At 68.4% G+C, this 26,536-nt stretch carries 15 protein-coding genes and 7 pseudogenes; 11 read left to right on the top strand and 11 right to left on the bottom strand.

Annotation, left to right across the window (positions count from 1 at the left end):
* The first annotated feature begins 154 nt into the window (after window positions 1-154).
* The 5 genes and pseudogenes from N8I84_RS40825 to N8I84_RS40805 all read left to right on the top strand — a co-directional run.
* The gene (locus N8I84_RS40825) at window positions 155-1,582 is read left to right on the top strand and encodes a glycoside hydrolase family 43 protein (protein WP_263234556.1); all 1,428 of its coding nucleotides are present in this window, start codon (window positions 155-157) and stop codon (window positions 1,580-1,582) included.
* 294 nt (window positions 1,583-1,876) lie between these two features.
* Window positions 1,877-3,445, top strand: a complete 1,569-nt coding sequence (locus tag N8I84_RS40820; RefSeq protein WP_263234555.1) for an alpha-L-arabinofuranosidase B — start codon at window positions 1,877-1,879, stop codon at window positions 3,443-3,445.
* An 88-nt stretch (window positions 3,446-3,533) separates the two neighbouring features.
* Window positions 3,534-4,910, top strand: a complete 1,377-nt coding sequence (locus N8I84_RS40815; protein ID WP_263234554.1) for a glycoside hydrolase family 43 protein — start codon at window positions 3,534-3,536, stop codon at window positions 4,908-4,910.
* A 160-nt stretch (window positions 4,911-5,070) separates the two neighbouring features.
* Window positions 5,071-6,485, top strand: a pseudogene (locus N8I84_RS40810) (NF041680 family putative transposase).
* Window positions 6,476-6,709 (top strand): annotated as a pseudogene (locus N8I84_RS40805) (ankyrin repeat domain-containing protein); the annotation flags it as partial. The pseudogenes N8I84_RS40810 and N8I84_RS40805, both read left to right, overlap by 10 nt.
* Here N8I84_RS40805 and N8I84_RS40800 read toward each other — a convergent pair.
* The 3 genes and pseudogenes from N8I84_RS40800 to N8I84_RS40790 all read right to left on the bottom strand — a co-directional run.
* Window positions 6,681-7,096: pseudogene (locus N8I84_RS40800) on the bottom strand (transposase); the annotation flags it as partial. The pseudogenes N8I84_RS40805 and N8I84_RS40800 sit on opposite strands and share 29 nt — an antisense overlap.
* 207 nt (window positions 7,097-7,303) lie before the next feature.
* A complete protein-coding gene (locus N8I84_RS40795; protein ID WP_263234553.1) occupies window positions 7,304-8,692 on the bottom strand; it encodes a cation:dicarboxylate symporter family transporter in 1,389 nt (462 codons plus the stop codon).
* A gap of 401 nt (window positions 8,693-9,093) precedes the next feature.
* Window positions 9,094-9,267 (bottom strand): hypothetical protein, encoded by a 174-nt coding sequence (locus N8I84_RS40790; RefSeq protein WP_263234552.1) that lies wholly within the window; start codon window positions 9,265-9,267, stop codon window positions 9,094-9,096.
* Window positions 9,268-9,687: 420 nt separating this feature from the next.
* Here N8I84_RS40790 and N8I84_RS40785 point away from each other — a divergent pair, with 420 nt between their 5' ends.
* Window positions 9,688-10,893 (top strand): IS256 family transposase, encoded by a 1,206-nt coding sequence (locus N8I84_RS40785; RefSeq protein WP_263235046.1) that lies wholly within the window; start codon window positions 9,688-9,690, stop codon window positions 10,891-10,893.
* A 120-nt stretch (window positions 10,894-11,013) separates the two neighbouring features.
* Here the strand turns inward: N8I84_RS40785 and N8I84_RS40780 are convergent, their stop codons facing one another.
* Complete coding sequence (locus N8I84_RS40780; RefSeq protein ID WP_263234551.1) at window positions 11,014-12,516, bottom strand: ISKra4 family transposase; 1,503 nt, start codon at window positions 12,514-12,516, stop codon at window positions 11,014-11,016.
* A 233-nt stretch (window positions 12,517-12,749) separates the two neighbouring features.
* Window positions 12,750-13,040, bottom strand: coding sequence for a hypothetical protein (locus N8I84_RS40775; RefSeq protein ID WP_263234550.1), 291 nt, complete (start codon window positions 13,038-13,040; stop codon window positions 12,750-12,752).
* 245 nt (window positions 13,041-13,285) lie between these two features.
* Here N8I84_RS40775 and N8I84_RS40770 point away from each other — a divergent pair, with 245 nt between their 5' ends.
* Complete coding sequence (locus N8I84_RS40770) at window positions 13,286-13,726, top strand: Lrp/AsnC family transcriptional regulator (protein WP_263234549.1); 441 nt, start codon at window positions 13,286-13,288, stop codon at window positions 13,724-13,726.
* A 51-nt stretch (window positions 13,727-13,777) separates the two neighbouring features.
* The gene (locus N8I84_RS40765) at window positions 13,778-16,753 is read left to right on the top strand and encodes an aminotransferase (RefSeq protein WP_263234548.1); all 2,976 of its coding nucleotides are present in this window, start codon (window positions 13,778-13,780) and stop codon (window positions 16,751-16,753) included.
* A 528-nt stretch (window positions 16,754-17,281) separates the two neighbouring features.
* Here the strand turns inward: N8I84_RS40765 and N8I84_RS40760 are convergent.
* Complete coding sequence (locus N8I84_RS40760; RefSeq protein ID WP_263234547.1) at window positions 17,282-18,370, bottom strand: zinc-binding alcohol dehydrogenase family protein; 1,089 nt, start codon at window positions 18,368-18,370, stop codon at window positions 17,282-17,284.
* A 102-nt stretch (window positions 18,371-18,472) separates the two neighbouring features.
* On the opposite strand from N8I84_RS40760, the gene N8I84_RS40755 reads away from it, so the two are divergent.
* On the top strand, window positions 18,473-19,366 hold the full coding sequence (locus tag N8I84_RS40755; RefSeq protein WP_263234546.1) for a LysR family transcriptional regulator: 894 nt from the start codon (window positions 18,473-18,475) through the stop codon (window positions 19,364-19,366).
* A gap of 237 nt (window positions 19,367-19,603) precedes the next feature.
* Here the strand turns inward: N8I84_RS40755 and N8I84_RS40750 are convergent.
* From N8I84_RS40750 to N8I84_RS40740, 4 genes and pseudogenes are all read right to left on the bottom strand, one after another.
* Window positions 19,604-20,989: pseudogene (locus N8I84_RS40750) on the bottom strand (IS1380 family transposase).
* A 123-nt stretch (window positions 20,990-21,112) separates the two neighbouring features.
* Window positions 21,113-22,045 (bottom strand): aldo/keto reductase, encoded by a 933-nt coding sequence (locus tag N8I84_RS40745; protein ID WP_263234545.1) that lies wholly within the window; start codon window positions 22,043-22,045, stop codon window positions 21,113-21,115.
* Between the two features lie 28 nt (window positions 22,046-22,073).
* Window positions 22,074-22,319 (bottom strand): aldo-keto reductase family protein, encoded by a 246-nt coding sequence (locus tag N8I84_RS43320; RefSeq protein WP_390899081.1) that lies wholly within the window; start codon window positions 22,317-22,319, stop codon window positions 22,074-22,076.
* Between the two features lie 558 nt (window positions 22,320-22,877).
* Window positions 22,878-23,338 (bottom strand): annotated as a pseudogene (locus N8I84_RS40740) (transposase); the annotation flags it as partial.
* A 655-nt stretch (window positions 23,339-23,993) separates the two neighbouring features.
* Between N8I84_RS40740 and N8I84_RS40735 the strand changes: the two are divergent.
* Both N8I84_RS40735 and N8I84_RS40730 read left to right on the top strand, forming a co-directional pair.
* Window positions 23,994-24,419, top strand: a complete 426-nt coding sequence (locus N8I84_RS40735) for a hypothetical protein (protein WP_263234544.1) — start codon at window positions 23,994-23,996, stop codon at window positions 24,417-24,419.
* A 406-nt stretch (window positions 24,420-24,825) separates the two neighbouring features.
* Window positions 24,826-25,299, top strand: a pseudogene (locus N8I84_RS40730) (carbonic anhydrase); the annotation flags it as partial.
* Window positions 25,300-25,680: 381 nt separating this feature from the next.
* Here the strand turns inward: N8I84_RS40730 and N8I84_RS40725 are convergent.
* Window positions 25,681-26,295: pseudogene (locus N8I84_RS40725) on the bottom strand (sensor histidine kinase); the annotation flags it as partial.
* Window positions 26,296-26,536 lie beyond the last annotated feature (241 nt).

Here is a 26,536-nt window from a genome sequence, read left to right as displayed (position 1 = left end):
TCAATGGGCGAAGCGGTGAAGCACCGTTGTTCGGATCCGCCCTTCCGGCTCGCGCGGTATTCGGGTCCTGTCCCGCCCATTCCGAGACCAAGTTCCCCCCGCCGCCCCGCTTTCCCTTAGCCGGCGGTGGCACCCGCACGCGACAGGAGATCCCATGTCTGCGCTCCGCGCCCGGCTGACGTTGATATTGCTCGCCGTCTGTCTCCTCTTCACGGGCCAGGCCCTCACCGCACCCCAGCGAGCGGCCGCCGCCGACCCCGGCTACCTGATGGTGCATTTCACCGGCGACTCCGCGACCGGGCAGATGCTGTACCTCGCGCACAGCACGGACGGCCTGCACTGGAACGACCTCAACGGCGGAGCGCCGGTCCTGAACTCCAAGATCGGCACGAAGGGGGTGCGCGATCCCGCACTGGTGCGCTCTCCCGACGGGAGCAAGTACTGGATCATCGCGACCGACCTGTGCATCCGCTGCGGCTCCACGTACACCAACGGCAGCCCCAACTTCGTGGTGTGGGAGTCGACCGACCTGGTGACCTGGTCGGATCCGTGGCTGCTCGGCGCCGCCACACTGATCCCCGGCGGAAAGAACGCGTGGGCACCGGAGGCGATCTTCAACCCCGAGACCAACGACTACGTCCTGTACTGGGCGACGAACGCCACGGTCAACGGCATCTTCAAATACCGCATCTACTCCGCCCGCACCAAGGACTTCCGCACCATCACCACCCCGCAGATCTGGATCGACCCCCCCGGCAGCACGCCGGTCGTCGACACCCAGATGACCGAGGTGCCCGCCGGCATCGGCCCCTACCGCTACCTGAGGGTCTCCGGCGACGGCCAGAACAACGTCGAAGCCAGCAACTCGATCCTGGGGACGTGGACCAACCTCGGCAACCTCTCCAGCATCGGCCTCACCGGCAACGTGGTCGAAGGCCCGGTGTGGATGAAGTTCAGGGACCGCAACGAGTGGGCCCTCTACATCGACTACAACAACCCGCAAGGCGTACGCGAATACCGGCCGATCCTGACGACCAACCCGTTCGACGTCAGCACCTATCGGCTTCAGGACGCGACCAGCTACGACATGGGCGGCACCCCCAAGCGCCACGGCGCGATCATGACCCTCACCGCGGCCGAGGAGAGCCGCGTGCTCGCCCGCTGGCCCAACACCCCGGCCCAGCGGCTCCAGTCGTACAACTTCCCGGACCGCTACGTGCGCCAGATCAACTTCGACGTGCGCATCGACCCCACCGTCACCCCCGCCGAGGACGCCCAGTTCCGGCTCAGGCCCGGCCTGACCGGCACCGGAACTGTCTCCTTCGAGTCGGTCAACTACCCCGGCTACTTCCTGCGCCACGCCAACTACGACTTCCAGCTGGTCCGCAACGACGGCAGCGCCCAGTTCGCCGCGGACGCCACCTTCAACAAGGTCGCCGGCCTCGCCGACTCCACCTGGTCGTCGTTCCAGTCGTACAACCACCCGGACCGCTACATCCGCCACTACGCCTACTACCTGAAGCTAGACCCGATCACCACCGCGACGGGACGCAGTGACGCCACCTTCCGCGTGACGAGCTGACCCGACACCGACAGGGGTGCCGGCGCCTCCGCGGAGAGCTCCGGCACCCGACCGTCCACCACACAGGCAACGGCGGTACAGCGGCTGTGACACCACACCCACCGTGGTGCCAGGGCACCAGCCGGTTCGCCGCCATCCCTCGGAGCTGACCAGCAGCCCGCCCCGCCTCCGGTGCCGACAACGGCCGAAGCCGCACCGGCAACGGAAGCTTCGACGCGACCCGCACCGTCCGCACAGCCGGACACCCGGGTTCGTCGACGCCCACCCTCACCCCATCCTGTGAAGGAGCCCTTCATGTTCAAGCCACCGTGGATACGCCGCGTCAGACGCGCGCTGCTCGCGGCCGGTGCCACCGCCGCGCTCGCCGCCGGTCTGCTCACCGCCACGGCCGCCCCCTCGCAGGCCGCCACCGAGGGGCCGTGCGACATCTACGCTGCGGGCGGCACCCCCTGCGTCGCCGCGCACAGCACCACCCGCGCCCTGTACAGGGCGTACAACGGCCCGCTGTACCAGGTCAAGCGCGCCTCCGACAACGCGACCAAGGACATCGGCCTGCTGAGCGCGGGCGGATACGCCGACGCCGCGCAGCAGGACTCCTTCTGCGCGAACACCAGCTGTGTCATCACCGTCATCTACGACCAGTCACCCAAGCACAACAACCTCACCCAGGCGCTCAAGGGCTACTGGCCCGGTCCGGCGGAGAACGGGAACGACAACCTGGCCAACGCCTTCGAGGCGCCGGTCACGGTCGGCGGGCACAAGGCGTACGGCGTCTACGTGGCCCCCGGCACCGGCTACCGCAACAACAACACCAACGGCATCGCCACCGGCGACCAGCCCGAGGGCATGTACGCCATCTTCGACGGCACGCACGTCAACGGCGGCTGCTGCTTCGACTACGGCAACGCCGAGACGACTGGCAACGACGACGGCAACGGCACCATGGAAGCCATCTACTTCGGCACCAGCACGGGCTGGGGCTCCGGCAGCGGCACCGGCCCCTGGATCATGGCCGACTTGGAGAACGGCCTGTTCTCCGGGGTCAACCGCGGCTTGAACGCGGGCGACCCGACCATCAACCACCGGTTCACGACCGCCATCGTCAAGGGCGGCCCGAACCACTGGGCCATCCGCGGCGGCAACGCCCAGTCGGGCAGTCTGTCCACCTTCTACGACGGCATACGCCCCACCGTCGGCGGCTACAACCCGATGAAGAAGCAGGGCGCGATCATCCTCGGCATCGGCGGTGACAACAGCAACACCGGCCAAGGCACCTTCTACGAAGGCGTCATGACCCAGGGCTACCCCTCGGACGCCACCGAGAACGCCGTCCAGGCCAACATCACCGCCTCCGGCTACAACAGCGGCTCGACCAGCACCGGAACCCTCACCCCCGGCTCCCGGATCTCCCTGCAGGCCACCACCGCGCCCTGCTGCACCTCCCACTACCTGCGCCACAACAGCGCCGACACCAAGGTCGTCATCTCCAGCGTCAACTCCACCAGCTCGGCCACCGACAAGGCCAACGCCACCTGGATCGTCCGGGCCGGACTGGCCAACACCTCCTGCCTGTCCTTCGAGTCCGCCGACAAGCCGGGCCAGTTCCTACGCCACTCCAACTACCAGCTCTACCTGAACACGGACAACGGCGGCAGCTCGTTCGCGAAGGACGCCACCTTCTGCCCCACCGCGGGCAACAGCGGCGTCGGCACCTCCTTCCAGTCCGTCAACTTCCCGACCAAGTACCTCCGCCACTACAACTACACGGCCTACATCGCCAGCAACGGCGGCACCAACGCCTGGGACAACACGACGTCGTGGGCCCAGGACACCAGCTGGCTCACCGCGGCTCCCTGGAACTGACGAGGGACCGAACCTGTGGGCGGCTCCGGGCCGGGCCGCCCACAGGTTCTGGATCCGCCCGCACCTTCCTACGCCCCGGAGGCACCAGATGAGCGCAACCCCCCTCCCGTCGCGCCGGCTGTTCCTCGGCATGGCCGCGGCCGTGCCGCTGTCCATGACGGGTGCGCTGACCGTCGGCAGCCGGTCCGCGAGCGCCGCGACGGCCTCCCCGTTCGTCATGGCCTACTTCACCCAGTCACCGAGAAACCTCGGTACGGACTACGGCCTGCACCTCGCCGTCAGCACCGACGCGCTGCAATGGATGCCGCTGAACCAGAACAACCCCGTCGTGACCCCGACCGCCGGCGACGGCGGTCTGCGCGACCCCGTCATCCTGCCCAAGCAGGACGGCACCTACGTCGTCATGGCGACCAACCTGAAGGGCACCGACTGGACCAAGAAGAGCCCGTACATCCACGTCTGGGACTCCGCCGACCTGCGCTCCTTCGACAACTACCGCCTGCTGAAACTGTACGACATGGCCACCCACACCTGGGCGCCCGACGCCTTCTGGGACGCCTCCCGCGGCCAGTACGCCATCCTCTACTCGGCCGTGAACAGCAGCGGCCACAACGTGATCATGGTGAACTACACCACGGACTTCCAGACGGTGACGGCACCGCAGGTCTTCTTCGACCCGGGCTACGACGTCATCGACGGCACCCTGGCGAAGGACGTGAACGGCGTCAACTACCTGTACTACAAAGGCCACAACAGCCTCACGGGTGCGAAGTCCACCTCGCTCAATCCCGGCAGCTTCACCCAGTTCACCTCGGGCCTGGCGCCTCAGGGAGGCATCGAGGGCCCGATCCTCGCCCAGGCCGCCGGCACCTGGTACCTGTGGGGCGACGCCAACGCGCTGTTCTACACCTGGCAGACCAGCGACCTCTCCACCGGCACCTGGACCGCCACCGACCGGCGTGTCTACACCCAGCCGCTGAACTCCAAGCACGCCGACATCAAGCAGATTCCCCAGACGGTGTACGACAACATGGTCGCTCGGTGGGGAAAGCCGGCCTGGAACCGGCTGAAGTCCTACAACTTCCCGGACAGATTCTGGCGGCAGGCCGACAGCATCGGCCGCATCGACCCGTACCCCTTCGACCCCTACATCGACTCGCAATGGAAGGTGGTGCCGGGGCTGGCCGACTCCTCCGGCGTCTCCTTCCAGTCCGTCACCGACCCGACCCGCTACCTGCGGCACGCCTACTTCCAGCTGCGACTGGACGCCAACGACGGCACCGCGAAGTTCGCCCAGGACGCCACCTTCCACAAGACGGCCGGGCTCGCCGACCCGTCCTGGTCGTCGTTCCGCTCGCACAACTACCCGGACCGCTACATCCGGCACTACGACTACGTGCTGCGCATCGACCCGATCTCCAACACCACCGGCAGAGCCGACGCCACGTTCTCCGTCTGGTACTGAGCTTGGCGTTTATCCTCGCCTGTCACCCGACCTGCTGATCTGTGGTTCTTCCAGGGACAGCGGAGGCGGCCGTTCTCCACGCTTCGAGATGTCGAGTAACGAAGCCCGAGAGAACGGCCGCTGCGTATGAGTCTCCCGTCCCTGGGTCCGCAGGCCAGGCATCGAGCGTGTTGTCCCGCTTTCGGGTCGAGTCTACGACTGCCTTTACGCCCGGGCGGATGCGCTCTTCGAGCTCACGGACGCGGTGCTTGTGCGGACGGGCCGGTGAAGACGCTGGTCGAGTTGTCGCTGGCGGTCGAGCACCGGCGTGTGCACGGCGCCTGTACGCGGCGATGGACCGGGGCCGGGCGGAGCCGGCACGGTTGCGCCGCGCGCTGGCCGGCTTGCCGCTGCCGAAGGCGGCCGACGGACGTGTCGTGGTGGCCGTGGATGTGAGCAACGGGCTCCGCCCCGATGTCCCCACCAGCGACGACCGGCTGTTCTGCCACGTCTACGGACGCGGCGCCCGCAGTAGGGACCAGTTCGTGCCGGGCTGGCCGTACTCCTTCGTCGCTGCCCTGGAAACGGGCCGTACCTCCTGGTGCGCGCTGTTGGACGCCGTGCGCCTTGGGCCCACCGACGACGCGACCGCCGCCACAGCAGCCCAACTCCACGGCGCTGTAAAGCGGTTGATCCACGCGGGGCAGTGGGAGCCAGGAGATCCCGAGATTCTGATCGTGATGGACTCCGGCTACGACGTCGCCTACCTCTCCCACGTGCTGGCGGACCTGCCAGTGATGCTGCTCGGGCGCCTGCGCTCCGACCGCGTCATGCTCCGCGACCCTGGCCCGCCCCGTTTTGGCCCCAGAGGCGGGCGCTCGCGTCGGCACGGCGGTGTCCTCGCCCTGGCCCGGCCCGAGACCTGGCACACCCCGAGGTGACAACGTCCACGGACACCACCCGCTACGGCACCGCCGAGACCATGGCCTGGGACCGGAAGCACCCCAGACTCACCCACCGCGGCCCCTGGCTGGAACACGCGAAGGATGAACTGCCTGTCCTGCACGGCTCGTTGCTCCGTCTGAAGGTCGGACGGCTGCCGGGCGACCGCCACCCGAAACCCCTATGGCTGTGGTGCTCGGCCCCCGGCGCCACCAGCACGGATGTCGACCGCTGGTGGCATGCGTTCCTCCGCCGCTTCACCTGGAACACACCTTCCGGCTGATGAAGCAGACACTCGGCTGGACACGCCCAAAGATCCGCCTTGCCGACACCGCTGACGTGTGGACCTGGCTGATCATCGCCGCCCATACACAGCTGCGTCTCGCCCGCCCCCTCGCCGAGGACCTCCGCCGCCCCTGGGAACACCGCACCGAACCCCGCCGCCTCACTCCCGCCCGCGCCCGCCGCGGGTTTCGCAACATCCGCGCGACCGCTGCCAGCCCGGCAGCCGCACCAAAACCATCCCGCCCAGTCCCCGGACGGCCGCCCGGCTCGAAGAACAAACACCAAGCCAGACACCACGACGTCGGCAAGACGGTCAAACGCAGAACACGAAGCCCGCCGAGGATAAACGCCAAGCTTTCAGCAACATGACACTGCTGACGCACGCAATCGACATCGAGGGTGACGGCTTCCTGCAGAGCGGGCAGCCGTTGACTGTGCACAGCACGGCCGTGCTGCTGGCCTTCGGGGCTGATCCTTAGCTCGCAGACCCAGACGGCCACACCCCCATGGACATGGCCAATCACTACGGCCACGACCTGGCCGTGAAACTGCTGCAGGCCCACATCAGCAGACGAGCCGCCGATAACATATGAGGGTGCAGGCGATGCTCGTGAAGGCGAGGAAGTGCTCGGCCCTGCGCTCATAGCGGCGTTGGAGGCGGCGGCAGCCGACGAGCCAGGCCATGGTGCGTTCGATGCTCTAACGGCGCCGGCCAGCCGTTGGCCGGAGTCGGTTCCCTTGCGGGCGATCCGGGGCGTGATCCTGCGGGCGCGTGACCATCGCCGCAGGGGTCGTAGTCGTAACCCTTGTCGCGGTGGAGCTTGCCCGGTCTGCGTCGCCGCCGGCCGCGCCGGGAGCGGATCGGCAGGACGCCCTGCAAGCGGGATGAGGGCCTGGCTGTCGTGCACGTTGGCGCCCGAGATACCGACGGACAGGGGCAGACCGGTCCGCTCGGTGATCAAGTGGATCTTCGAGCACTTGCACCGGCTGCACAGCAGCCTCGACTATCGCAGCCCCGCCGACCACGAAACCGTCCTGGCGGCCCGACCACCACACCGAAGGTGTCCGTCAAAGCGGAACAAGCTCAGCGTCGGTGCTGACGTCCCACACTACGGGGGAAAGCACATGACGGGCCGCGGCCACCACTCCGTACCTCCGGAGCGAGAGCGCCCGTCGGTGTCGTTGCGTCAGCCCACCTCGGGCGCGGGCTCCTTGACCGGCTGGGCGGGGATCTCCGCCATCGGCGCGGCTGCTGCTTCCGACTCCTCTGGCTTCGCCGTACAGACGGTCTCGCCGTTCAGGGCCTTCTTCGCCCGCACGGCGTCCAGTGCGCCCTCCCAACGGGACACCGCGAAGACGGCGACGCAGTTGCCCAGCAGGTTGGTGACGACGCGCATCGAGTCCATGATGCGGTCGACGCCGAGCAGCAGGGCGACGGCACCGGCCGGGAGGACGCCGAGGGCCGACGCGGTCGCGGACAGGGCCAGGAAGGCCGAACCGGGCACGCCGGCCATTCCCTTGCTGGTCAGCATGAGCACCAGCACCACGGTGATCTGCTGGCTCAGGCTGAGGTGCACCCCCACCGCCTGGGCGATGAACAGGGTGCCAATGGACAGGTAGAGCGAGGCACCGTCGAGGTTGAAGGAGTACCCCGTGGGCAGTACCAGGCCCACCGCGTCGTCGCGCGCGCCGGCGCGGCGCAGCTTCTGCATCACGCGCGGCATGACGGACTCGGTGGAGGCGGTGCCGAGGGCCAGAAGCACCTCCTCACGGATGTACCGGACGAACTTCCACAGGCTCAGCCCCGTGACCACTCTCAGTGCCACGGCGAGCAGCACGAGGAAGAGTGCCGCTGCCGCATAGCACAGCACGATGAGCTTGGCGTACGTCTTCATCACGCCGAGCCCGTACTGCCCCACCAGGTGAGCCATCGCACCGAACACGGCGAGCGGCGCCAGACGCATGACGAAGCCGACGATCGCGAAGATGACGTCCTGCGCCTGTTCGATGGCGGGCAGGACCTTGGGCACCTTGGTGTGGCCGAGGTGAAGCAGCGCCGCGCCCACCAGGCAGGCCAGCACGAGCACTTGCAGCAGCGCGTTGTCGGCGAAGGCGCCGAGGAAACTCTGCGGCAGGGCGTTCAGGATGAACTCGGCCGCCGACGGCAACGCACCGCCGTGCGTCTGCTTGTCGATGGCCGACGCGTCGAGCTTGGACGGGTCGACGTGCATGCCGGAGCCCGGCCCGACGACGTTGGCGGCGACCAGTCCGATCACCAGCGCGGCCGTGGACGCGACCTCGAACCAGATCAGGGCCTTCAGTCCGATCCGGCCGCAGGCCTTCAGATCGCCCGCCTTGGCGATGCCGACGACCACGACACAGAACACGAGCGGCGAGATCACCGTCTCGATGAGCCTGGTGAAACCGTCGCCGAGCGGCTGGAGAGCCGTGGCCGTGTCCGGCCACAACATTCCGACCACTATGCCGAGCACGAGGGCGCAGGCGACCTGCGCGAAGAGAGAGGTACGCAGTATGCGTGCGACGCGTCGCGGCAGGGAGGGTGCGGACTCCGTCACGAGCACTCCTAGAGGGGACGATGGACTCACAGAAGCCCGAAGGAACTTCTGCCATACGGAAAGCGGATTCCGTGGCGATCACTCTGGAGGTTTTCTTGCTTGCAGGGAAGACCTCTGTGTTTCAGTCCTGTAAATCACGTCACGAGTGACACATCGCACACACAAGGTTCAAACCACCGTCGCCTTCTGGGAGCGCTTCCTGAACGGTGGTCAGCCGCCGGTCGCAACAACCCTGCGAGCCATACACGGGTGGCATCCGCGTGTTCTGCCGACCGCGTGGCGCGGTCGCGCGGCACATCGGTGGTGTACTCAGCATCGCCGCTGCAGGTGTCGTCGAGCGTGACCAGGTATTGCGCCGACCACCGCGGGTCTCCACGGCGCCGCGGCCCGCTCACCGGGCCTCAGAACGGTGCGCAGCCGGTCGCCCGTTGGGAGCGTCGCTGGTTGTCGTCCATGGTGCCCGCGGCCAGCGCGGCCCTGCGTGCGCAGCCTGCACGCAGGGCCCGCCCCCAGGAGGTCTTGCTCACCACGACGGCTCCTGTGAGCATGGAGATGCTCGCAGTGGTCTCACGCACGGTGTCTCCAGGGGCAACTCCACTCTCCCCCAAGAGGACGTCACTGGGCGTCAGGGCTTTCCTCCGATTGCCCCCAGGTGCTCAGATGCGCCCCTGTCGCCCACCATCACCGTGGGCTCCTGGGCCGGATCGAGTACTCGCAGCAGGTGCCTCATACCGGATTCGGGCACGGTGATACAGGCCAATCTGCCGTCTTGGTGGTCCCCGTGCAGCCAGATGCCGCCGCCCTTCTCCTCGCCTTCAGGACGGGTCGGGATCGTGGGGCGGGGTACCCCGGGAGTGTAAATCTAACGGCGGATCCGACGATCATGGGAGCGACGTCAAGTGACTGACACCGCCGTGGAGTTGGAGACCGTGGAGCCTGTCGAGAGTGCCCAGTCGGGGCAGCCTGCGTCCGTGTCCGACGAGCAACTGGTCGCGATGCTGGTGGAGCGGGCCCGGTCGGAGGGGCTGCAGCTGACCGGGCAGGGTGGGCTGCTGCAGCAGCTGACCAAGCGGGTCTTGGAATCTGCCCTGGAAGGCGAGATCACCGATCACCTCGGTTATGAGAAGCATGATCCGGCAGGGAAGAACAACGGCAACAGCCGTAACGGCACCCGTGCCAAGACGGTGCTGACCGACGTCGGGCCGGTCGAGGTGAAGGTGCCGCGTGATACCGCCGGCAGCTTCGAGCCGCAGATCGTCAAAAAGCGGCAGCGGCGCCTGACCGGCGTCGATGAGATGGTGCTCTCTTTGTCCGCGAAGGGCCTTACCCACGGGGAGATATCGGCTCACCTCGCCGAGGTGTACGGCGCCGAGGTGTCCAAGCAGACCGTCTCCACCATCACCGACAAAGTGATGGAGGGCATGGCCGAGTGGCAGAACCGGCCGCTCGACCGCGTCTATCCGGTCCTGTTCGTGGACGCCATCAACGTCAAGATCAGGGACGGGAAGGTCGCGAACCGTCCGGTCTACGTCGTGATGGCGGTGACCGTGGACGGCACCCGCGACATCCTCGGCATCTGGGCCGGCGATGGCGGCGAGGGCGCCAAGTACTGGCTGCACGTGTTCACCGAGCTGAAGAACCGCGGCCTGGACGACGTGCTGATGCTGGTCTGCGACGGGCTCAAGGGCCTTCCCGAGGCCGTGGAGACCGTCTGGCCTCGCACGATTGTCCAGACGTGCGTGGTTCACCTGCTGCGGAACTCGTTCCGCTACGCCGCCCGTCAGGACTGGGACAAGGTCGCAGGGGCCCTCAAACCCATCTACACCGCACCCAGCGAGGACGCGGCCACCGAGCGGTTCCTGGAGTTCCAGGAGTCCTGGGGCCGGAAGTATCCGGCGATCGTGAAGCTGTGGTCGGACGCCTGGGCTGAGTTCGTGCCCTTCCTCTCCTTCGACGTCGAGATCCGCAAGGTCATCTGCAGCACGAACGCGATCGAGAGCGTCAACGCCCGCATCCGCAGGTCCGTCCGCGCTCGCGGACACTTCCCCAACGAAGCCGCCGCTCTCAAGTGCATCTACATGGCGCTGATGAGCCTGGACCCGACGGGGAAGGGCCGCAAGCGGTGGACCATGCGCTGGAAAGCACCCCTGAACGCGTTCCAGATCGCTTTCGAGGGCCGCCTGACTCCGAGCAACAACTGACCATCAACAACCAAGATCAGCCGTTAAATTGACACACCCGGTACCCCTGAACCGGTTGTAGTCGATGGCGATGACGTAGTCGAAAGCGTTCGGGTGCAGATCCAATGAGGGTGTTGTCGATCAGGCCGTGAGTGTGAGTTGGTCGCGGTAGCGGGCCTGATGGTTGCGGGCGTACTCCTGCTTCTCGTGCCAGCTCCAGTAGGTGTTGAAGTCGCCTTTGGCGCGCAGGGCGCGGAGCTTGAGAACGGCCTCGGCGCCGGCGAGTCCCCAGCGGGCCCCGGTGTTGTCGAGTCGGTCTTTGACCAGGTGGCGGCAGGCGCCCTCGATGATTCTCGTCGCGATGGGCCAGCCGCGTTCGAGCGCGGTGTCGTAGCACAGGTAGGCGGCCTTGTTGCGCAGGTAGCCGACGGCGTCGTCGATGCCCTTGCGGCGGTTCTTCTTCGGCCGGGCGGCGCGGGCGGCTGTCTGCAGCGCGGCCGCGACCTGTTCGGCGCCACCGCCGAGGATGGTGGGGGCGTGAGGTGCGACGAAGGCTTCGGCGGCCGGGTCGCCGGCCTGGTGCAGGCACCAGGCCGCGTCCCAGAGGTATTCGAGCACGTGGATGAGGTCGATGACGATGTGCACCGTCACGCCCCGGCGTTCGGCCTCGGCGGTGATGAGGTCGAGTTGGTGGCGGGCGCCGTCCACGAGCACGACCCAGCACCGGCGGTGGGTGGGGTCGCGGTGCTCGGCCTGGTCGAACGCGGTGGCCACGACCTGGGCGGCGATGTCGTCGACTGAGCCGGTCAGCCACTTGGACCTGGCCTTGGGCCCGGGACGGCGTTCGTGCCCGTCACTGTCACCGTCGTCGGGGTCGGTGATGATGTCGTCGACGCCGCGCTTGGCGGGCTCGGCGTCGTAGACCGCTGCCAGGGTGGCCATGCGCTTGCGGCTGTGCTTCTCGCCGGCGGCAAGGCGGGACTTCATCTTGTTGCCGCCCTTGGCCACGGCGGCTTTGGCGGTGGCCTCGCGCAGCGCCTCCGGCCTTATCACCACGCCCTTGCCGTCGACCGAGATCACCAGCGTGGTCACGTCGGTGCACGGGGCGGGCATCAAGGCGTCGTAGAAGTCGTCGATGTCGGCGGCAGCGGCCACCGCGAGTTCCTGGACCTGCCGGTGGCCGATCCCGGCGCCCGTCACGGCGTTGATCCGCTCGCATGCCTCGGCGAACGAGCCCCTCGACGCCTCGATCGCCGCGAGCTTGGCCAGCACGTGGCTGTGCATCCCCGCCGGCAGGTTCAGCACCGCGTCGGCCGGGTGCAGATCGGCCACCGAGCTGCCGCGGTAGGCGATCCGGGTCACCATCACCTTCCCGAACACCGTGGCCAGGGTCAGCGAACGGCTCCGCTCGATCCTCGTGCGCTCCCCACCGCTCGCGTCCACCGCTTCGGGCAGCCGCTGCTCGGTCAGCTCCCGCAGCCGCAGATGGTCCTGGAACAGCTGCCGGGTCACTTCCCGGATCCGCGAGCCCAGCAGGTCCTCCAACTGCGAGTGCGTCAAGGAGGCCGCGTCGGTGGATGCCAGTTCGTCGACGACGGACTCGAACAGGCGGCGGGAGGCCGCGAACTCGGTTTCCGCGGTCACCAGATCCGCCCCGCTCCCGCCGCTCACCGGGCACCCGGCCGGGACCAGCGCGAACAGCCCCGACTCGGCCTAAACGAGGATCCGGCGTTCGACCAGCCGCTTCAGCTTCGACCGCATGCCCTCGACGTGATTGGCCTGTGTCCCCAGCCCCACAGCGGGTGCACACTCCTTGCACCGCAACGGCCCCTCAGCCTCGGCGAACGCCACCAGGATCCGACGGTAGGCCGGCGCGGTCACCGTGGCGTCCCGGACGCCTGCGCAGCGAGCATCATCGCCGCCAGATCCGTCAACGGCGCCACCGCCGCCTCCACATCCCCCACCGGGTCCGCGGCCGCGCCGGGCCGTCGGACAGCACATCGTCCACGGCCTCCCGCGTGATCCGAAAGCCACGACAGCTCCGCCTCCGCCTGCGACAACTCCTCGGAAATCCCGGCGATCTGCTCGCGCAGCCGATCGGCCCGGCCACAAGCCGCTACTTCCCTGGCCTCAAGTGCCTCGATCAACGACGGCACCACGCCACCCACCCCGCAACGGTGCCCGCGCCCACGGCGGGCTCAACGCCGACGACGGTAGAAGCCAGCCCGGGCAGCCACACCGCAGAACCACGCGAAATCACCCCATCGGGACAATCCCATAAGATCTCCGCCCAAAGCGTATGTGCACTTCGCTCGATTCGATCGTCTTCACGCTTGAATCGAGCGCAGCGATCCGGCATTGTGCTTGAAGCAAGCGCAATGCCTGCCGTTCGCGTAGGCGAGAGAGGTGCTTCATGGACGAGATCGACCGGGCCATCCTGCGAGAGCTGCAGGTCGACGGCCGGATCCCTTACGCCGATCTGGGGCCGAAGGTGGGGTTGTCACCCTCGGCCGCGAGGCTCCGGCTGCAGCGGCTGATCGACACGAACGCGGTCCAGGTCGTCGGAGTGACCGATCCGATGACCATGGGCCAGCAGACAATGGCGCTCCTGGGCTTGCGCATCGACGGCGATCCCCGGGCGGTCGCCGATGAGCTGGCCCGGCACGACGAAGTGGTGTACACGGTCCTGACGTCCGGCGGCTTCGACCTGTTCGCGGAGGTGGTGTGCAGTCAGCCTCGAGATCTTCTGGACTTCATCAACGACGTCGTGCGGCCCATCGAGGGTGTCGCATCCCTGGAGAACTTCCCCTACTTCGGGATTCACACTCACCGCTTCTTGTGGCATGTCGACTGAGGCATCCGAGCGTCCCAGCCCTGTTTGCCCGCACCAGCCGAGGAACCCTGCATGCTGCCCGACGAGTACCGCACGATCGACTTCTTCACCGAGGACGCCCTTCCCGTACCCCGCGTGGCACCGGCCGAGGCTGAGCTCATCGCTGCCGAACACCTCGGCATCACCGCTCGCGCGCAGTCGCTGGGCAGCCAGCAGGACGCCAACTTCCTGCTGTACGCCGACGATGGGACGCCCGCGGCGATTCTGAAGATCGCCAACCCTGCCTTCAGCACTGTGGAGATCGAAGCCCAGGACGCGGCAGCCGACCTGATCGCCTCGGCCCGCCCGGAACTGCGCATCGCCACCGTCCTGCGCGGCCCTGACGGCTCCCCGCGTCGCACGACGGTGGACACTGAGACGGGTCCGGCCGTCGCGCGACTGCTGCGCTACCTGCCCGGCGGCGCACTCTCGGGACCCCGGCACCTGTCACCTACCACGGTGGCGGCCATGGGCACGATCGCCGGAAAGGTCAGCACCGCCCTGCGCGACTTCCGGCATCCGGGCCTCGACCGCGTTCTCCAGTGGGACCCGCAGCACGCTGATCGCGTCGTCGCCAAGCTCGCCGGGCACATCGACGAGCCCGACCAGCGTGCCGCCGTCCAGAACGCGACCGCCGAGGCCTGGGCACACGTCCAGAAGCTCGCCGCCGCGCTGCCGTCGCAGGCCGTGCACCTGGACCTCACCGACGACAATCTCATCCGCCGTCCTGACACCCGTCCGCCGATGCCGGACGGAGTCATCGACTTCGGTGACGTGACCACGAGCTGGGCGGTCGGCGAACTTGCCGTGACACTGTCCTCACTGCTCCACCACGACGGGATCGAGCCTCACCACGTACTGCCGGCCGTCCGCGCCTTCCACGCCGTTCGGCCTCTCTCCCCCGAGGAGGCGGAGGCGTTGTGGCCGCTCGTGGTCCTGCGCGCCTCCGTGCTGGTCGCCAGCGGGAGGCAGCAGGCTGCCGTCGACGAGGACAACGCCTACGCGAAGGCCGCACTCGACCGCGAGTGGCGCATATTCGAACAGGCCACCTGGCTGCCCCTGCCGGTGATGATCCACCTCGTCAGGGGCGTGACCGGCATGGCCGACGTGCCTGCCCGGACCACGCAGGCCGATACGCCGGTGCGCCCTCTCCTGCGGGACCTCGCCGCCGGCGACGTCACCCTCCTCGACCTGTCCACCGACGCCGATTCCATGGACCACGGAGCCTGGATGGACGCCGGCACCGAGGACAGGCTGGCGGCCGCCGCGCTCGCGGACGGAGCAGCCTCCGTCGCCACCCGGTACGCACATGCGCGGCTCACTCGGACACCGGCACTGTCGGCGGTCTCCACCGCCACGGTGCCCACCGGAATCGACCTCTGGCTCGGCCGGGATGCCGTGGTGCAGGCGCCCGCCGCGGGCAGGGTCCTCGCCGCGGCGCCGGGCCGCGTGGACCTCACCTACGGCGCGCAGGCGCTGTCGCTGTCCTTCCCCCGCGCGATCCAGCCCGTGGTCAGCACCGGTGCGACGGTGCAGGCGGGCGAGGACATCGTCCAGCTCAGCTCCGGCGCCTCGGTCCACGTTGCGTTGCGTGACGCCGACGGCCCCGCCGCCCCGCGCCTGGTCCGTCCCGAGTACGCCGCCGGCTGGCTCGCGCTCACCGCCGACCCCGCCCCGCTCCTCGGCCTCCCGGTCGACTCCGACCGCACGTGCGAGAGGGACCTGCTCGACCGGCGCGACGCCGCGTTCGCGACCGTACAGGAGCACTACTACGCCAACCCTCCCCAGATCGAACGAGGCTGGCGCCACCATCTCCTGTCCACCGACGGCCGCTCGTACCTCGACATCGTCAACAACGTCACCCCGTTGGGCCACGCCCACCCCCGGGTCGAGCGGGCGGTTTCCCGGCAGCTGCGACGGCTCAACACCAACTCGCGATTCCACTACGCCTCCGTGGTGGAGTTCACCGAACGTCTCGCCGGACTGCTTCCCGAGCCTCTGGACACGGTGTTCCTGGTCAACTCCGGTTCCGAGGCGGTGGACCTGGGCATCCGGCTGGCCGTCGGGGCCTCAGGGCAGCACGATGTTGTCGCACTGCGCGAGGCGTACCACGGCTGGACGTACGCCTCCGACGCGGTCTCCACCTCGCTCCAGGACAACCCGAACGCCCTCGCCACCCGCCCGAGCTGGGTCCACACCGTGGACTCGCCCAACTCCTACCGAGGCCGGCACCGCGGGACGGACGCCGGGCGCTACGGACCCGAGGCCGTCGGGGTGATCAACGAACTGGCCGCTTCCGGCCGCCCGGCAGGAGCGTTCATCGGCGAGACCTACTACGGCAACGCCGGAGGCGTCGCCCTCCCCGACGACTATCTCGCCCAGGTGTACGCGGCTGTCCGCCGTCACGGCGGCCTCGCCGTCGCCGACGAGGTCCAAGTCGGCTACGGCCGCCTGGGACACTGGTTCTGGGGCTTCGAGCAGCAGCGGGTCATCCCCGACATCGTCTGTGTCGCCAAGGCCATGGGCAACGGACACCCCCTCGGCGCCGTCATCACGTCCAAGTCGGTCGCGGACCGGTACCGCGACCAGGGCTACTTCTTCTCCTCCACCGGTGGCAGCCCGGTCTCCAGCGTCGTGGGCCTCACCGTCCTGGACACCCTGCGCGACGAGGACCTCCAGGGCAACGCGGTGCGCGTCGGCGGCCATCTGAAGCGCCGGCTCGAGACACTGGCCGACCGCTACGGCATCATCGGCGCCGTCCACGGCTCGGGCCTCTACCTCGGCCTCGAACTCGTCCGGGACCGCACCAACCTGGAACCCGCCACCGAAGAGACCGCCGAACTCTGCGACCGCATGCTCGACCTCGGGGTCATCGTCCAGCCCACCGGCGACCACCTCAACATCCTGAAGATCAAGCCACCGCTGTGCATCGACACCGCCGCCGCGGACTTCTTCGTCGACATGCTCGACCTGGCCCTCATCCAACTCGGCCACGGCCACACCTGGTGACACCCGGCTCGGCATCGGCGCTTCGCGATTCGGCGCCGAGGTGACGCTCGACCTGCTGGCCGGCGACCGCTATGTGGTCCGTACTGGGTGCGCTTGGAGGCAGTTGCCGAGGGATTCGCTCCCTGGCAGACCGTGTACTGGTACTTCACCTGGTGGCACGGCGACGGCACGGTCGGACGGATCCACGACGCCCCGCGGAGCAAGGTTCGTGAGGCTGATGGCCGCCAAGCCGAGCCGAGTGCCGGGCTGATCGACTCGCAGTCGATCAGCACCGCCGACACCGTCCCGGCCGCCACCAGGGGCTTCGACGCCGGCAAGAAGCGGGCTTGTCCTTCCGCCGTGCGAGGGTGGAGGTCACCTGCGAGTGCGGCGGGGCGGGGTTGGCCCTCGGCGACTCCGACTGCGGCACCTTCTCATGCCTGATCATCATGGGCAACGCGGCCGGGAAGGTACGGCTCGCCCCCAGGCACGGACTTCCGCGTGTGGCACACCACGTGGCCGGCATCGCTGCAGATCCCAAACACGGTCTCAGCGAGCCGGTGGGGTGAGGGTGGTGCGGTCGAACGGGCCACCATGTGAGGCGGCGTACGTGACGGCGTCGTTGACGGCGTTGAGGCCGAACGACCGGACCCGTTCGGCGGCGAGGTCCAGGGTGCCCGAGGCGAGGAGCCTGATGATGCCGACGTTCGCTGTACGCGGGTACATCCACTGGCCGCGCACGGTGATCGAGTTGCGCATGATCCATGGGTACGGGAGGGCGAGGTCGTCGCCACCGAGCATGCCGACGCCGCCCATGAGAACGACGCGGCCGTATTCGCGCACGGTCATGGCTGCCGTGCGCGCTGCCGAGCTGGGTGCGCTCGGCGGTAGCAGGTCGATCACCATGTCGATCGGGCCGTCGGCCGCCGCGGACATCGCCGCGCGGTCGCCGGCCTCGTCCCCGGTGAGCGCGACCGGGCGCACGAGCGGACCGAACCGGTCGGCGAGGAGGTCGAGCGCGGCCTGGTTGCGGCCTGGGGCGACCACGCGGCCCGCCCCCATGGCGAGCGCGACCGCAACCGCACTGCTGCCGAGGTTGCCGGTAGCCCCGTTGACGAGCAGCGTCTCACCGGCTGCGAGCCCGCCGGCCAGCAGCCCGCCGTAAGGGATGACGTGCACGCCGAGCGCGGCCCAGCGGGCCGGGTCGTCCCCCGCCGCTGCGGGGAGCGGGAAGACGTTCTCCGTCGGGACCCGCATGAGCTCGGCGAACGATCCGTCGTGCAGGTACCGGGCGAGGCGCGCGCCGCCCTCGCCGCGGGAACTCCAGCCCTGGAGCGTGATGTCGGGCGTCAGGGCGTCATCCCGCGAGCGCACCGTCGAGTCGCACCACACCAGGTCGCCGGGGCCCAGCCGGGTGGCGTCCGGGCCCACGTGGACGACCCGTCCCACGCCGCCGATCCCGGGCACGACGGGAGGGACCAGGGGGTAGTTCCGCTCGCCGCTGAAGACCTCAGCCGCGTAGGGCGCCACGCTGGCGGCGAGGACCTCGACCACCACCTCGCCGCCGCCGGCCTCGGGGTCGGGAACCTCCCGCACCGTGAGCGGGGCACCGAACTGCGTCAGAACTGCTGCTCGCACGTGATGACCTCCGTGTTCGTCCGTGTTCGTCGGGATCGACACTAGGAACCCGGCGGGCATGCGGGAAGCGACGATCAAGCATCTGTGGTATGCGTATCCCGCATGGACATCTCCAGCACAGGCCTACGGGTCCTGCGGCAGATCGCCGAGTCCGGCAGCTTCACCGCAGCAGCCACCCGGCTCGGCTACACACAGTCGGCGGTCTCACGCCAGGCCGCCGCCCTCGAACGAAGCGCGGGCGCCGCCCTGTTCGAACGCCGCCCTGACGGAGTGCGGCTCACCCCCGCGGGTCTGACTCTGTTGCGCCACGCTCGCACGATCCTGGACTGTCTGACGGCGGCCGAGCGCGACCTCACCGGCACCGTCTCGCGTACCGAAGTGGTGCGGCTCGGACTGTTCCTGAGCGCGGGCGCGGCCATCCTGCCTCTCTCACTCACCCGCCTCGCGGCGACCGACCCGCAGATCACGGTCACGACTACCGAGGGCACCACGCCCTCCCTGGTCCGGGCACTGCGCGCGGGCTCGATCGACCTTGCCGTGCTGACGTCCCGCCCGCCCCACCGGCCTTTGGACGGCGAGTCGCCGCGCCTGCACGTCGAGACCGTTACGGACACCGAACTGGTCGTGGCGGTGCCTTCGACCGGAGAGTTCGCCGGCCGCACCACGGTGCACGTCGACGAACTGATCGACGCCCCGTGGATTGCCGCCCCGGCGTCGAACGCCGAGCCACTGCTCGGCGTCTGGCCTGGCCTGCCCGGACGGCCGGACATCGTCCACTGCGCGCGCGACTGGCTGACGAAGCTTCAGCTGGTCGCCGCTGGCTTCGGGGTGACAACGGTCCCCTCCCGGCTCTCGCCGATGCTGCCGCCCGGGGTGAGCCTGCTGCACGTCGAAGGCGCACCTCCCGAGATCCGCCGGGTTCTCGTGGCGCGGCTCCCCGGCCGCCCCACCCCGGCGATCACGGCCGTCACCCGAGCAATTGCCTCGACCACCTGATACGTGCCGCCGGCCGTCAGATTCGGTGCCATAGCCCGCCGAGGGCGCGCACCATCACGTGTACCTCTGCATTAGCCTCGAACTTTCGTGATGGGCCGTCGACGAAGTCGGCGGCCCATTTCGTTGTCGGTGGTGGAGGGCGGGCAGGCTGAGGGCCCGGGTGTCGTCTCGGGTGGACGCCGGGTTCCACTGCTCCGGGCTGGATCCACTTCTCGCAGGGACGGGTGAGTCCGCTGGTCATCCGGGGTTCGGCAGGAGTGCGAGCCGTTCGAGGGCGTCGGTGATGGCACGGGCCCAGGGCCAGTGGTGGGCGAGGCGGAGGATGCGGCGCCGGCCGGTGGTGACGAGCTGTCCGGCCGCGGAGAACAGGCAGAGCCGCAGGCGACGGGGTTCCCAGAGTCGGGCTTTGCCGGTCAGAGCGAGCATGGGCATCCAGGCCAGCAGGTCGAGTGCGATCTGGACGATCTCCAGCCAGACCTTGTTCTGCGCGGTGTGGTGGAGGGGCAGGTTGCGCAGGCCATTGGACCGGGCGGCCCGGATCCGGTCCTCCGCTCGGGCCCGCAGACGGTGACGGAGCTCGAGCTCGGCGATCGGCCGACCGGTCGACCGGTCGTATTGGTAGCGAAGCAGGTGATCCGCATGCCGTCCGCGTCCGCGATTCTCAACTGGGCGCCGGGGTGAGGTCGTTCCTTGCGGACGATCAGCCGCATGCCGCTGGGCCAGCCGTCCAGCAGCTTGCCCGTGAGCTCGGCGACCCAGGCTCCGTCGCGGACCTGGCCGTCGGCCTCGACGGCCGGCGTCCATGCCGGGCCGGGGATCTTCAGCACGTGCTGGTGGATCGCCTCGGTGATCACCATGCCGACCGAGTAGGACAGCCATCGGCCTCGCTTCGCGAGCCAGGACACGAAGTCGTGGGTGCCGCCGGCGGAGTCCGTGCGGATCAGCGTCATGCCGTCCTCGCCGGTACTTCTTCGGCAGTTGAGCCAGGGCCCGTTGGGCGGTGGTGATGTGGTCGGCGGCCGTGTTCGAGCCCGCGTTACCTGGTCTGAGGACAGCGGCGACCGGCTCTCCGGTTCCGCCCGGGCCGTGGTCGACGAAGGCCGTCAGGGGGTGATGGCCGTAGGTCTTCTTCCAGGTCGCGGCCGCATCCTCCTTGTCGGAGTGCGCCATCACGAGGACGCCGTCGATGTCGACCGTGACCCGTCCATCAGTGTCCGGGGCGTTCTTGCCCGCCAACGACCAGACCCGGCTGCGGACTTCGGCCCGTGCGGACCGGATGGCCTGCAGGGCTTTCTCGTCGGAGCCGGCGAGGGTGTCGATCAGGCGGGAGACCGTCGGGTCGGAAGCGACCGGCCCGAAGACAGCCGGCTCACACCTCAGCATCGCGACGTCCGCGAGGCAGTCCCCGCCCAGTGCGACCGCCAGAGCAAGGTCCAGAAGGATCTTCCCAGGATCGTGGACGGCCCGCGGCTTGCGCCAGGACGCCAGGGCTGTGTATATCGCCTGGTCAAGGCCGATCTTGCGGACCGTCTCCAGCAGCAGGACCGCACCGGCCAGCGAGGCCACCCGCCGACCGTCTCCCTGGACACGGACACGCGGGTACGACGAGATAGGCTCTCTCACCTGGAAAGTGCTCTTTTCCTTGCAGCCAACAGGACCCTCAGCAAGTCCCATCGTTGCAGGTCAAGGGCACTTTCCGCGTTTCTGATCAACTCCTGGACAGCTCACCTCGTGCGAACGCGGAGGTTAGGGCACTTTGTATCCGGCGGCACGGAACAGTTCATACCATTCGGATCGGGTGAGCGGGATGTCTGAACCAAGCGCGGCGGCCCTGACACGTTCTGGCGTGGTCGTGCCGAGCACGACCTGTATCTGCGCGGGATGGCGCGTGATCCAGGCGACCGCGATCGCCTCGGCCGGCACGCCGTATTTGTCGCTCAGCCGGTCGATTACGGCGTTCAACTCGGGGAAGCGTTCGGAACCGAGGAACGGGCCGTCGAAGAATCCGGCCTGGAAAGGCGACCACGCCTGAATGGTGATGTCGTGCAGGCGGCAGTAGTCGACGATTCCGTCATCACGTACGACCGACTGATCGAGGCCCTGCATATTCGCGGCGACGCCCTGCGCGATCATCGGGGCGTGAGTGATCGACAGCTGCAGCTGGTTCGCCACGATTGGTTGCGTCACGTGTTTGCGCAGCAGGTCGAGTTGTCGGGGGGTGTGGTTGGAGACGCCGAAGGCACGGACTTTGCCTGCCGCCGACAGCTCGTCGAAGGCACGGGCCACCTCCTCCGGCTCAACGAGAGCGTCGGGACGGTGCAGCAGCAGGATGTCGAGATAGTCCGTGTCCAGTGCCCGGAGTGAACCGTTCACGGACTCGATGATGTGGTGATGAGAGAAGTCGAAGTATGACGCGTCCTTGACGATTCCAACCTTCGACTGAATGACGAACTGCTCACGCTCCGCCAGGCTGAGTTTCATGGCTTCAGCGAACCGACGCTCGCAACCGTGGTCGTCCGAGCCGTATACGTCGGCGTGATCGAGGAACGTGATGCCGGTGTCGCGTGCAGTGTTCACGAGCCTGCGCACCGCCTCGTCGGTCATGTTCTGGATGCGCATCAGTCCAAGAACGACGTTGGGGACCACCATGTCGGTGCCGGGCAGGATGAAGGTCTTCATGTGACTCTTTCGCTGTGACTTGAACGTTTCAGACCGAAGGAAGTGCGAACTGGTCGGCTATGAGCTCGAGATCGGCCGCGGCTGCGAAGTCGCGGATGCTTGCGGAGCGCGAGGCCCTGGGGATCGGGATGACGGCGGGCGCGAGCGCGAGTTCCCAGGTGTGCGTGATGCGGTGGACGTTGGTGCCTGTCTCGTTGGCGGCCTGGTGGATCGCGCTGTAGCGTTCTGCGTGACCCTTCGCGTTCGCGATACCGCCGAGCGGGCGCCAGGGCAGGAAGGCGAGGCCGAGCTTGGTGCAGTGCTCGAGTTCTTCCCGGCTGGAGCGGAAGCGGGCGAGAACTGGTCCTGAACCGACACGAGCCCACCGCCGAGCAATGCGCGGGTTGTGTCGATCTGTGCGACGGCGGCGTTTGATATTCCGGCCATCATGACGACATCCTCGTCGAGCAACTTCCGTATTTCACCGAGCCGATCGCGTCGACGCCGAGCCAGTGGGCGGGCCGATCGCGGAGACGTTCCGGTCGCCGAGGATGCGATGCTGCATCAGCTTCCTCCTCTCGGACGCCTTGGCGAGTTCGCGGTGCTGTGCGACGTCGCGTGCTCACTCTAGAAATGGCCGATCTGGAAATCCAACAGTTGTTGGTTCTGATATTGAGAACTGTGGGCTCTGAATAGATTTGCGCCAGACGGTGTGCGTGCCTGCGATCGCTGAGTGCGCGACTGCCGTAGCGGCCGCCCCCTGCGCTCTGCTCCCCCTCCAGGGAGGCCGAGGTTTGCGGAAGACGACATGTCGCATTCGCCCTCATCGAGAGTGCCTCCCTAACCTCGAACTTCCCACCTTCTGCCCGTGGCCGACGACGGTCGTCTTGAACCCCTGATCCACCAGGGCCTTGTGCACCGTGTCGGTGTCGGCGGCGGCCTTGTCCAGCAACGCGATGCCGGCGGCGTTGTCGTGCGCGGACGCGGCCAGCACCACCACCGCGATCACCAGACCGAGAACATCAACTGCCAGGCCGCGCTTGCGGCCTGGGACTTTTTTGCCGCGTCCCTTCCGGTGGTGCCGGCGGGCACCCCGGCGGCCGCGTGCAGGCTCTGGGTGTCGAGCACCACCAGGCTCGGGTCCGCCTTGCGCCCCCGGCTCTCGCGGCCCTGCCAGCGCAGCAGGTCGTGGATGGTCTGGTCGGTGCCGTCGTCGCGCCACGTGTGGAAGTAGTACTTCACCGCGCCGACCGGTGGTAGATCGAGGGGGAGGTAGTCCCACTGGCAGCCGGTACGGGACTGGTAGAGCAGGGCGCAGCTGGCGCAAGGCCCCTGGACCGACGTCGACCAGATGAAGCGGGGATCTTCCCGTGAGTCACGTGGTAAAACGAAAAGCATCTGCACTCCGCGCTCGGCTACTGCCACCAGCCGAGTACGAGGAAACCTGCTCGCACAACCAGGAGCACGCACACAGTCCGTCTGAAACAAGGTCACTGAGTTCTACGAAACCGGGCAGTTCATTCCCCCGCCTGGCGGGTGGTGCCCAGCCGACCGGCGGGGGCGAACCGGCCGACTGCCGGATGGGTTCCCGATCGTCGGTCACGGACACTGGGATCATGACAACGGCGAGTGGCAACGGCGGCGGAGGGCGACGGGAAGCCTTTTTCGTGACCGGAGCATTCACACACGGCGGCGCGGCCGCATGGCTGAATCCCGCCTCTCGGGTGCCTGCCGACGACGCCACTGTCCCTTCTCGGATCTGCTCCAGCCGATGTGCCTAGCGTCGCCCCGGCTACGGCACGGAGACCTAAGGTGAGGTGCCTCCGCCCTCACCAGTGCCGTCACTGTGACAGGTCCGCTTCGAGGAAAACGCTTCTGCGCCGCCCGCGTGGACAGCACGGACGCCGGTGCGATCGATGTCTGGAGCTGCCGGTCCACCGCACCATCACGAGCAACAGGGAGATCTTCCATGACGTGCTTCTTCGACCCGGTCCACGGCCCCGGCGCCACGACCGTGACCTGGTCACCCCAGTGGGGCGTGTCCCGCCCTGTGCAGGTGTGCGGCGCCTGCGCGCAGCGCGTGCAGACCACCCCGCCGCCCTACTACAGCCCATACCAGCCGGGTTATCCGCAGGCTGAATACGCGCAGGCACCCGGCTACCCTCAGCAGGGCTACCCGGTTCAGAACACAGGCCCCCAGCAACAGGGATACCCGGCCCAGGACACGAGCCCCCAGCAGCAGGGCGGGCGCCGTTTCGGTGCCGGCGCGCTGATCGGCGCCGGCGCAGCCGGTCTGGTCGGCGGCGCACTCCTGAACGAGGCGATGAGCGGCGACAAACCGGAAGCGGTCGTGAACAACCACTACGGGGACGACGACTTCAGCGACTTCGAGTAAGGCGATCGACGTGGCGTGGCGCTTCACACGGAGACCACGCCGCGTCCGGGACGCCACGTCTCCGCCCGAAATCATTCCTGGGCCAACTGCCTGCCATGGCATGCTCGCGGCACCCAGTCGGGGGACGTCGCAGAACGCTGCGGTCGTGGTGCGGGACGAGGCCGTCCCCGGGGCGGGGCCCGGCCGGTCCCCGCCCCGTCCTTGCCAGCCGTTTCCGCGCCCGTCGCGCTCCATCAGAGTCGCGCTCCGCCCGGACTCCAGAGCAGTCGCCCGCCTGCGCTTCATGTCTTCCGCTGCTGACAACCAGTCCCGCATCCACGGCCCGGCGATCCGGGCCTTCTCCACTCCCCCACTGGCGTTCAAGTCCGACGCGCCCATGCAGGCGCGCCAGGAGGAACCCACACACATGCAGCCCCTCACCGACAACGCCCGTACTTTCGGACAGCACCCCGAGGAGTTCGCCAAGCCGGCCGAAGGCCAGTTCCCGCGGGCGCTGTTCATCACCTGCTCCGATTCCCGGTTCGTCCCGCCGCACACCTCGCTCCACCCCACCAGCGAGGCGGCCACCATCGAGTAAGCCGTGGAAGTCCTCGGCGTCCGCGACATCCTCGTCTGCGGCCACTCGCACTGCGGCGCCGTCGGCGAGAAGGTCCGCGGCGACGGTCTGGACGCCGTACCCGCCGTACGCGACTGGCTCGCGCGCACCTCCCCGCGCCCGGTCGGCACGGCCCAGGGCCCCGAAGTCGCCCAGGGCGTGTAGGCCCACATCCTGACCCGGCTGCTACGCCTGCGCTCCTACCCGTGCATCGAGCGCGAACTCACCGACGGCCGACTCAACCTGCACGCCTGGTACTGCCAGGTGCACACCGGCGCCGTACGCACGTCCATGCGGATGGAGACGTTCAGCGAGTCGCTTGATGTCAACCATGCGCTGGCCTCCTGGTGGGCCGACACCGAATGCGGCTTCCCGGCCCTCGCCGGACCGCACTGGCGTGATGACGCTCATGTCCACGTATCGAAAGGGCGATGCCGGGCGAGGGTGGCGCCGATCGCGGTGACGTGCCACATGCGATCCGAAACCGGGTTTTCGTACGCGGCCGCAGTCCATGCCGTCTCACGGGGTCTGCTTCGTGAACACGCTCGATCCTCAGGGTCTGGGATTCATGGATCGCGTGCGTGGTCTCGTCCGACCAGGTCGTTCCCTGTCCCGTTCGGCATGCTGAGGCAGACGAGGCATCCGCGAGCATCGGGCGGGTTGTGCTCAGGAGGGCCGGGTGGGGGCCCGTAGTTCGGTCTTGTATCCGCCCTGTGGGGTGGGCTCGGCTGTGAGGGTGCCGTCGAGCAGTTCGGCGCGTTCTTTCAGGCCGATGAGGCCGTGCCGGGCGCTGGGCAGGGCGACGGAGGAGCGGGTGGGGGCGGTGTTGGTGACGGTGACGCCGAAGTGCTGCGCGTCGTGCCACAGGCGCACCTCGGCAAGGGCGCCGGGGGCATGCCTGCGTACGTTGGTGAGGGCTTCCTGGACCGTGCGGTAGACGGTGCGTTGGGCGGTTGTGCTGATGCCGGGCGGGAGCCCGCCGGTCAGGGTCACCTTGATGCCGCTGTTGGCGATCAGCTGCTGGAGGTCGGCGAGGGTGGGTTGGGGGGTGAGGTCGGTTTCCTTGCCGTCGGAGGCGCGCAGCAGGGTGACCATGTGGCAGAGTTCGTCGAGGGTGTTCACGCTCAGGGTGCGGATGGTGCGGGCGGCGTCGCGGGCGTCGGGGTCCTTGGCGGCGACCTGCAGGGCTCCGGCCTGTACGGCGATGAGGCTGACCTGGTGGGAGACGACGTCGTGCATCTCCCGGGCCAGTTGGGCGCGTTCGCGGGCGAGGACGGTCCGGGGCGCTGCCGGTCGCACGTGGAGCTCCGCCTTGAAGGTCGGCACGGTGGACGCGTTGCTCGGGCTTGCGGTCGTGGTGGCCAACGCCGTCGTCAAGTAGGGCAGTTTGCCGTCCGCCCCCGCCGACCGGCCGACGCGATGCCGTTCCGCCGGTCGGCGGGGCGGTCCCGGCCGGTCGGCGGGGGCGTTACCGAAGCCTGCCGGATGGTCCGCCTCCCGACAGCACCGAGAGATTCTCCGT

The organism is Streptomyces cynarae, assembly GCF_025642135.1.
Lineage (GTDB): Bacteria > Actinomycetota > Actinomycetes > Streptomycetales > Streptomycetaceae > Streptomyces > Streptomyces cynarae.
Note: the sequence above shows the minus strand (reverse complement) of the source record. Positions and strands in the feature narration are given on the sequence as shown.

Bases quoted from the DNA above. Each gene is read 5' to 3' on its own strand.
- N8I84_RS40825 (WP_263234556.1), top strand. From the start codon at position 155: ATGTCTGCGCTCCGCGCCCGGCTGACGTTGATATTGCTCGCCGTCTGT.
- N8I84_RS40820 (WP_263234555.1), top strand. From the start codon at position 1,877: ATGTTCAAGCCACCGTGGATACGCCGCGTCAGACGCGCGCTGCTCGCG.
- N8I84_RS40815 (WP_263234554.1), top strand. From the start codon at position 3,534: ATGAGCGCAACCCCCCTCCCGTCGCGCCGGCTGTTCCTCGGCATGGCC.
- N8I84_RS40785 (WP_263235046.1), top strand. From the start codon at position 9,688: ATGCTGGTGGAGCGGGCCCGGTCGGAGGGGCTGCAGCTGACCGGGCAG.
- N8I84_RS40770 (WP_263234549.1), top strand. From the start codon at position 13,286: ATGGACGAGATCGACCGGGCCATCCTGCGAGAGCTGCAGGTCGACGGC.
- N8I84_RS40765 (WP_263234548.1), top strand. From the start codon at position 13,778: ATGCTGCCCGACGAGTACCGCACGATCGACTTCTTCACCGAGGACGCC.
- N8I84_RS40755 (WP_263234546.1), top strand. From the start codon at position 18,473: ATGGACATCTCCAGCACAGGCCTACGGGTCCTGCGGCAGATCGCCGAG.
- N8I84_RS40745 (WP_263234545.1), bottom strand. From the start codon at position 22,045: ATGAAGACCTTCATCCTGCCCGGCACCGACATGGTGGTCCCCAACGTC.
- N8I84_RS40735 (WP_263234544.1), top strand. From the start codon at position 23,994: ATGACGTGCTTCTTCGACCCGGTCCACGGCCCCGGCGCCACGACCGTG.